This is a genomic window from Segeticoccus rhizosphaerae, assembly GCF_005222685.1.
Lineage (GTDB): Bacteria > Actinomycetota > Actinomycetes > Actinomycetales > Dermatophilaceae > Segeticoccus > Segeticoccus rhizosphaerae.
In genome coordinates this window covers 1-6942 of record NZ_SWMA01000066.1, presented here as the reverse complement: position 1 = coordinate 6942, position 6942 = coordinate 1, and the positions used below count along the sequence as shown (strand labels likewise).

The window sequence follows — 6942 nt, the reverse complement described above, 5'->3', positions numbered from 1 at the left end:
TGAGCACGCCGCCATCGACAGCGGCGAGTAGGGCACCGAGGACCCCCTCAAAGCCCACCACCCCGCGGGGCTCTGTCCAGATGACGGCATGCCCCATCATCCCACACTGTCAATGAACTAATGACGCACGACACTAGGTGTCCCGTTTCGGAGGCTCGAGATCGCCGAAATCTGGTTCATCGCCTCGGCGCCCTCGGTCAGCAGCGGACGCAGCTGCTTGCGGTAGACAGCCTCGGTCACGACGGGGCCGCGGTGGCCGACGAGCCGGGCGATGTCCTCGAGCGGGACGCCGGCTGCGGACATCAGGGAGACGAAGCTGTGCCGCAGCCGCGAGGCGTCCGGGCCTTGGGGTCCAGGCCCGCGGCCTCGCACACGGCGCGTAGCTGTCGGCGCACGTTGACGGCATCCAGCGCCGTCCCGGTGCGGCTGGTGAAGACCAGGTCCGTGCGCTGCCACGGCTGGCCGGCGCGCTCCCGCTCCTGTTGCTGTGGGACCGCGCCGAACCGATGCTACCCAAGGCCCCAGGCGGGGGTCTGACAATGAGGACGACGACCTGGTACGCGCCTGGATGACCTCATCTTAGGTCTGCCACCATCGAGGGTTGGACTATTCCAGGATCCCTCCCGGCATGGGTGAGATCGGCATGATGTACCTCGACTACGCGGAACTGGGCGAGCCCCCTTTGGGGGTGTTCGAGGCGAAGGAGAAGCCGCAGAGAGACCCCAACGAATACCGCTTCAGGCTGGCCAAAGCGCGACGACGAGTCATTCGGGAGCGTCTGCATGAACTGACCACGAGTATTGACCGAATCTTGCCGCGGATGCTGAAGGGCGTAAGACGTGGCGACGATGCGCGGCTAGACGATCCACGAGTGCGCCAGATTTCGGATCCCAACTCGGAGATTGAGCGGCTCATGGACGATACGGCGGCGCGCGTTGGCCGATGGAGCGACTTGCATCGTCACATCTACTTTGGGCAGGATCGATCTGCGAGGCGGTCGCCGTGATCCGGGACGCAAGCAGGGCCGTCGACGGCGGCCGCCTAACCGAGTATTGCGACGAGGGAGTGTGCCTGTGAGCGTTCGGGTCGACGGAGAGCGACTGCTGCGGGAGCTGGCCGAGCTGGCCGAGTTCGGCCGGGATCCCGCCGGCGGGCTGACCCGCACGTCTTTCTCCGCCGCCGACGGGCAGGCTCGTGCCTGGTATGCGGCTAAGTGCGAGGAGGCTGGGCTGGAGGTCCGACTGGACGGCTTGGGAAACATCGTGGCCGGCTTGCCGGGCGGCGACGACGAGCCGGCGGTCTGGAGCGGCTCGCATCTCGACACGGTGCCGTGCGGCGGAGCCTTTGATGGTGCCCTGGGCGCGGTGGCGGCGCTGGAGTGCGTGCGTCGCCTTGCCGAGACCGGCCGACGGTCGCGGCGGCCGGTGCGCGCGGTGGTGTTCTCCGATGAGGAGGGCAACTATCACCATCTGCTGGGCTCGACGGCGATTCGCCGCGGTTTCAGCGAGTCGGAGCTCGCTGCGATGACCGGGCGGGACGGTGACCGGTTGGTCGATGCGCTCGAGGGCTGGGCCTGGGCGCGGGGCTCTCGGACCGGCACCCGTGTGGATCCGGCCCGGGTGCACGCTTTCGTCGAGCTGCACATCGAGCAGGGGCCGAGGCTGGAGCAGCACAGTGTCCGCATCGGTGTCGTCACCTCGATCGTGGGCCTTGGCGGGGGGCTGGTTCGCTTCCACGGTCGGGCCGACCACGCGGGCACCACGCCGATGGACGCGCGCGGCGACGCGCTGCTGGCCGCGGCGCGGTTCATCGGCGCCATGCCGGATCTGGCACGAAGCTCGGGACCGGCCTCGGTGATCACCACCGGCCGTGTGCGGGTGCAGCCGGGCGGCTCCAACCAGGTGCCCGAACTGGCCGAGGTGAGCCTGGACTTCCGCGACCCGTCGCGCGATCGGGTGGCGGCGATGCTGGAGGCGATCGACCGCACGGCGCAGGAGGCCGCGGCGGCGTACGGGGTGACGGCCGAGTGGGACGCCGACGAGATCGTCGACCCGGTGCCGCTCGACGAGGGTATCCGCGAGATCATCCGAGCCCGCGCCACCGACCTCGGCCTGAGCAGCACGGACATCCCGTCCGGCGCGGGCCACGACTCGCAGAACATGGCCCTGCTGGCGCCGACCGCGATGATCTTCGTCCCTAGCCGCGACGGTCGCAGCCACGTCCCGGTCGAGTACACGACCGATGAGGATGCCATCGCTGGTGCTGACGTGTTACTCGCCACGCTCGCCGAACTCGCCGACTCGTGACGGCATAGCTGCCCGCACCCGGGGCGGTGGCCGCGATCTCCACGAGCCGTCCGTTTCGTCAAGTGGCTTGGCCCGCTGATCCGCGCGAATGTTGGCCGGGCCGGACCTGACTTCTTCGTGACCGCCGCCGACCTTCGCTCCTGGGAACGCCGTCACGGCCGTATCCCCGCCTTGGGGTGCGTGCTGCTGCTGACCGGGTATGCACCGCTCTTCTATCAGGGCAGCGGCGCCCACTCCCCATATGTGACCACGCCCGCGCCGGGCCTTTCCGGTGCGGCGGTGGACTGGCTGTTCGCCCAACGGTCCATCATCGCCACCGGGTCGGACACCCTCGGACCGGACGCCACGATGGACGCGAGACTGCAGGCCACGACGCGCACCTTGTTCCACGGCGGCATCACGTTGGAGAACGTCGGGCCGGGCCTGTCGCGGATGCGACCGCACGGCGACTGGATCGCGGTCAACGGCAACCGGCCCGCGTTCAGCGGGTTCCAGATGGGATTCACCGGCTACACGACAGACCGACGGCACCGGCACTAGACCTCCCCGCAACGAGCTGGAGCGTCACCCACAGCCGGTGGAGCGCTGGAGGTCGGAGCGGTGCTCCCGTGCGGAGCACTGGGTCTGGGCGGCGGCATCCCGCAGATAGAGCGTGATCTCGCGCAGAGCGCGGATGAAGTCGACGGCGGCGGTGGGGGAGGCGGCATCGGTGTAACAGCCGCGTTCGTAGTCGCGCAGCGCGGCGAGGGCTTCGACCATGGCGTTGTGTCGGTGCCGCAGGGTGGGATGGTTCGCACGTCGAGGACGAACCGGTCGATGAGCTGCTCGACCCAGCTGCCGAGACGAACTGGGGGGCTCGGCATACCGGCTGCCGTCTCGTCGTCGGGGATCAGGTCCGCGTGGCATGGGCACGCCGGATCACCGCCTCCAGCGCAAGTTGGTCGGCCGTGAGTCGCTTCGCGTCGGGACTGTGGGGCCAACCGGAAAGAGTCAGCACGATCGGTGGCGCGGACCGCAGCAGCGGTATGCCGGTGCCGAACGGCAGGATGCGTAGCTGGGCGGGCTCCAGGATGGGCACCTGGTGCGGGGAGGTGGTGCTGGAGTGTTTCCCGTCCGGCCCTGTAGAGGTGGTCCGTTGCTGGTCGGTGTGTTGGCCGATGAGTTTGGCCAGGTCGTCCAGGTCGCGGGCGTTGGAGCCGCCGCCGAGGGTGAGTTTGACGATGGCGAAGTCCCAGATCGCGCCGGCGGCGTGTTCGCTCCAGACGGCGGCGGTCCTGGGCGAAGGACTGCAGCACGACCAGGGGGTTTGATGCCGGTGCCGCCGCCTTCGGACATTAGCGAGGTCAGCGGCGACCGCGTTTGTCGGCGTGATGACGGGCGCCAGCTCCAGGCGAAGCGTGTCAGGGTGCGACGCGTGATGGATCGGGAGGCTGCGAGAGGCGGAATTCGTCGGCGCGGGGGCGCATGAAGGCCCAGTAGAGGACTGCGGGCACGATCAGTCCCAGGATCCAGGAGATGTCGGCGCCGCCGAGGTGGGCGACCATGGGTCCGGTGTAGAAGCTGGTGCTCATGAAGGGGATCTCCACGGCGATCGCCGCGAAGTACGCCGCGAGCGCTTCCCAGCTGGCGCCGCCGTAGATGCCGTTGGGCTTGAAGATTTGCTCGATGTCGTATTGCTCTTTGCGAACGAGGTAGAAGTCGACCAGGTTGATGGCCGTCCAGGGGATGACGAAGTAGGCGAGGAAGAGGATGAAGTTCTCGAAGTTCTCCAGGAAGTTGCCTTGTCCCGCGATCGCCAGGATGGTCGAGATCGCGGCGACCGCGATCGTGTAGGCCGCACGGGTGGTCCGGTTGACCCCGTGTGACTTGGCGGCGGTGGCGATGGTGGTCCAGGACATGAAGGCGCCGTAGAGGTTCAGCACGTTCACCGCGATGATCCCCAGGATGATGATGATCTGGAACAGCCAGTGCACGGCTGCCGGGGACAGGTCGACGATGAAGGAGACGGAACCGCCGTTGAAGGCTTGGTTGGCGACGGCGACGGCGATGCAGCCGAACCCGATCATCCAAAAGGAGCCGATCGAGCAACCGGCGTAGCTCCACCAGAAGACGGTGCGGCTGGAGGTGTCCTCGGGAAGGTAACGGGAGTAGTCGGCGACGTAGGGTGCGTAGGTGATGGTCCAGGTCGCGGCGATGGCGATGCCGAGCCCGAACACCCGGCGGAGAAGTGGCCGCCGTGCCAGACGGCTGCCACGTCGTGGTGGACGAAGAGCATGATGGTCAGGTAGACGAAGCCGAGCCCGCTGATCAGGCTGACCCACCGCTCGACGCTGTGGATGAGTCGATAGCCGAAGATCGCCACGACCGTGCAGATGGAGGCGATGATGATGATGGTCGGTTTGACCGGGATGTGCGTCAGCCCGGTCAGGGCCTGCCCACCGAGGACGCTGCTGCTGGCGAAGAAGCCGATGTACATGAGCAGCACGATGACAATGGGGACGGCGGCGCCGTAGTAGCCGAACTGGGCACGGCTCTGAATCATCTGCGGGATGCCGAGCTTGGGGCCCTGCACCGAGTGCAAGGCCATGAAGATGGTGCCGGCCGCGACGCCGATGAACGCGGCCAGAATGGCCCAGGGCAGGGATAGCCCGATCACCACAAGCAGTGCGCCGGTGACGATCGCGGTGACCTGCATGTTGGCGGCGAACCAGACGTTGAACAGGCTTTCAGGATTGCCGTGTCGTTCGTCGGTCGGGATGAAGTCGATGCTGCGGTGTTCGACGGTGAGTGTGTGCTCTGGGCGCGGTGTCTGGTCGGTGCTCATTGCGGTTCCTCCTGTGTCGCGGCCGGGGCACGTCGCTCGTGCTGTCGGGTCATCACGGTGACGATCTCGTAGGCAAGGTTGGCCGCGGCGATTCCGGTGACCTCGGCGTGGTCGTAGGCCGGTGACACTTCGACGATGTCGGCTCCGACGAGGTGGGCCTGGTCGAGCCCACGGACGAACGCGAGCAGCTCCCGACTGGTCAAGCCTCCGGCCTCGGGCGTGCCGGTCCCGGGGGCGAACGCTGGGTCGAGCACGTCGATGTCGATCGACAGGTAGACCGGCGCGGTCCCGACCCGATCCAGGACCTGCCGGATCTCCGCGTCGACGCCGATCCCGTCCAGGTCCCGGGCGGGCAGGATCGTGTAGCCGAGGTCGGCATCCTCGGTCAGGTCGCTGCGCGCATACAGCGAGTCGCGAATGCCGACATGGGCCGACTGGCCCTTGACCACCAGCCCCTCCTCCGACGCTCGGCGGAACGGGGTGCCGTGGGTGTAGGGCTCACCGTAATAGGTGTTCCAGGTGTCCAGGTGGGCGTCGAAGTGCACCAGCGCCACGGGCCCGTGGACCTTATGCATAGCCCGGAGGGCAGGCAGGGCGATCGTGTGGTCTCCGCCCAGGATGACGACTGGTCGCTTAGGGCTTGCAGCGAGGCGAGACCGCTTTCGATTTGCTCGAGCGCCTCAGTAATGTGAAAGGGGTTGCAGGGGATGTCGCCGGCGTCGACGACCTGTGCCCCATGGAACGGCTCGCTGTCCAGCGCGGGGTTGTAGGGGCGCAGCAGGCGAGAGGACTGCCGGATGTGAGATGGCCCGAACCTGGCGCCCGGACGGTAGGTGGTGCCGGCGTCGAAGGGGACGCCGACAAGGCTGATGTCGAACTGGCGTACGTCCTCGAGCCGGGGCAGACGCGCGAAGGTCGTATGGCCGGCGAAGCGTGGGACCTGAAGGCCGTCGACGGGGCCAACGACACCGTTGCTGTAGGTCACGCGTGCTTCGTCCATGGTCGCTCCCTGGTGGGTCGACCCGTGACGCGTGCGGTCCGCGCGTAGGCGCGGCTCGGCTCCTTGTCGATTCAAGCACCGGACGTGTGCATCCCGCTACAAGAGACCTCCGTCCCGATCTTGCGCCAGCCCACTTGGGTCGACCCTGGCCACGCAGCGTGGGCGCACCTCAGGCAAGGACCGAGCTGTCCGAGCACCGGTTGGACGCTCGCGTCTGCGCTTCTCTCTCCAAGAAACCGCAGGACTGCTTGAGATCGGCAGGCACCGGCACCCACCCGCCCGGCGCAGCCGCGGCCTGCAGCAGCAAGCAGCAGTCAAACTCACCGAGGTCGAGGGTTCGAGGCTCAAGCAACGCAAGGTTTTGCCAACCTCGCACCGGCGCTGACCGCCGGCGGCTCCTCGCTCGAGGAGGTTGTCAATGTGAGGATCTTCGTCACTGACATGGATTGGAGCTTCGAGAACACCGACGAGCAACGACGCCTGCACTTCTCGCGCGTCCTACCCCGCCAGCTCGATCGTCGAGGCCACCAGTCTCTACGTATCGAGGCACACATTGAGATCGAGGCGATGGCGATCGTAAGGGGCTCGCGAGCAGGCGTTGCCACGGATCAGCGCAGCGCCGGAGGAGGATCCGCTTGCGGCCACAGGTCTCGTCGTGATCGCGGTCAGGCCCATGACCGCACACGGCACCTGTGACGTCGAGCGCAAGTGTTGCCACAGCGATCGAGGAGTGCAGGGCGGATTCCAGCGGTCGTCGCAACACCTTGATCACGGAGGTGTTCGGTGGGACGACGCAAGAAGGAGTTGCCAGC

8 protein-coding genes and 2 pseudogenes are annotated in these 6942 nt (G+C 67.3%); 4 read left to right on the top strand and 6 right to left on the bottom strand.

Features of this window, described 5'->3' with window-relative positions; translation table 11 throughout:
• Nucleotides 1-117: 117 nt before the first annotated feature.
• Nucleotides 118-303, bottom strand: a complete 186-nt coding sequence (locus FCN22_RS21035; protein ID WP_137123520.1) for a hypothetical protein — start codon at nt 301-303, stop codon at nt 118-120.
• Between the two features lie 325 nt (nt 304-628).
• Here FCN22_RS21035 and FCN22_RS21730 point away from each other — a divergent pair, with 325 nt between their 5' ends.
• The 3 genes from FCN22_RS21730 (at nt 629) to FCN22_RS21025 (ending at nt 2846) form a co-directional block, all read left to right on the top strand.
• Nucleotides 629-1006 (top strand): hypothetical protein, encoded by a 378-nt coding sequence (locus FCN22_RS21730; RefSeq protein WP_162308291.1) that lies wholly within the window; start codon nt 629-631, stop codon nt 1004-1006.
• 67 nt (nt 1007-1073) lie between these two features.
• A complete protein-coding gene (locus FCN22_RS21030) occupies nt 1074-2306 on the top strand; it encodes a M20 family metallo-hydrolase (RefSeq protein WP_162308290.1) in 1233 nt (410 codons plus the stop codon).
• A 75-nt stretch (nt 2307-2381) separates the two neighbouring features.
• Nucleotides 2382-2846 carry a cyclase family protein gene (locus FCN22_RS21025; protein WP_137123518.1) on the top strand — a complete coding sequence of 155 codons (465 nt, stop codon included), beginning with the start codon at nt 2382-2384 and terminating at the stop codon, nt 2844-2846.
• Between the two features lie 24 nt (nt 2847-2870).
• On the opposite strand, the gene FCN22_RS21020 is transcribed toward FCN22_RS21025, so the two are convergent.
• The 5 genes and pseudogenes from FCN22_RS21020 to speB form a co-directional block, all read right to left on the bottom strand.
• Nucleotides 2871-3065, bottom strand: a complete 195-nt coding sequence (locus FCN22_RS21020) for a hypothetical protein (protein WP_137123517.1) — start codon at nt 3063-3065, stop codon at nt 2871-2873.
• A gap of 130 nt (nt 3066-3195) precedes the next feature.
• The gene (locus FCN22_RS23040; protein ID WP_512700756.1) at nt 3196-3528 is read right to left on the bottom strand and encodes a TraM recognition domain-containing protein; all 333 of its coding nucleotides are present in this window, start codon (nt 3526-3528) and stop codon (nt 3196-3198) included.
• A 178-nt stretch (nt 3529-3706) separates the two neighbouring features.
• Nucleotides 3707-4483 carry a purine-cytosine permease family protein gene (locus FCN22_RS22625; protein WP_274381661.1) on the bottom strand — a complete coding sequence of 259 codons (777 nt, stop codon included), beginning with the start codon at nt 4481-4483 and terminating at the stop codon, nt 3707-3709.
• Nucleotides 4369-5130 (bottom strand): purine-cytosine permease family protein, encoded by a 762-nt coding sequence (locus FCN22_RS22620; protein ID WP_274381660.1) that lies wholly within the window; start codon nt 5128-5130, stop codon nt 4369-4371. Before FCN22_RS22620 ends, FCN22_RS22625 begins: the two co-directional genes overlap by 115 nt.
• Nucleotides 5127-6130 (bottom strand): annotated as a pseudogene (speB, locus tag FCN22_RS21005) (agmatinase). The gene FCN22_RS22620 and the pseudogene speB overlap by 4 nt, the downstream one beginning before the upstream one ends.
• Before the next feature lie 339 nt (nt 6131-6469).
• Here speB and FCN22_RS22905 point away from each other — a divergent pair.
• Nucleotides 6470-6826: pseudogene (locus tag FCN22_RS22905) on the top strand (RidA family protein); the annotation flags it as partial.
• Between the last annotated feature and the right edge of the window lie 116 nt (nt 6827-6942).

Bases quoted from the DNA above. Each gene is read 5' to 3' on its own strand.
- FCN22_RS21035 (WP_137123520.1), bottom strand. From the start codon at position 303: ATGTCCGCAGCCGGCGTCCCGCTCGAGGACATCGCCCGGCTCGTCGGC.
- FCN22_RS21730 (WP_162308291.1), top strand. From the start codon at position 629: ATGGGTGAGATCGGCATGATGTACCTCGACTACGCGGAACTGGGCGAG.
- FCN22_RS21020 (WP_137123517.1), bottom strand. From the start codon at position 3,065: ATGGTCGAAGCCCTCGCCGCGCTGCGCGACTACGAACGCGGCTGTTAC.
- FCN22_RS22620 (WP_274381660.1), bottom strand. From the start codon at position 5,130: ATGAGCACCGACCAGACACCGCGCCCAGAGCACACACTCACCGTCGAA.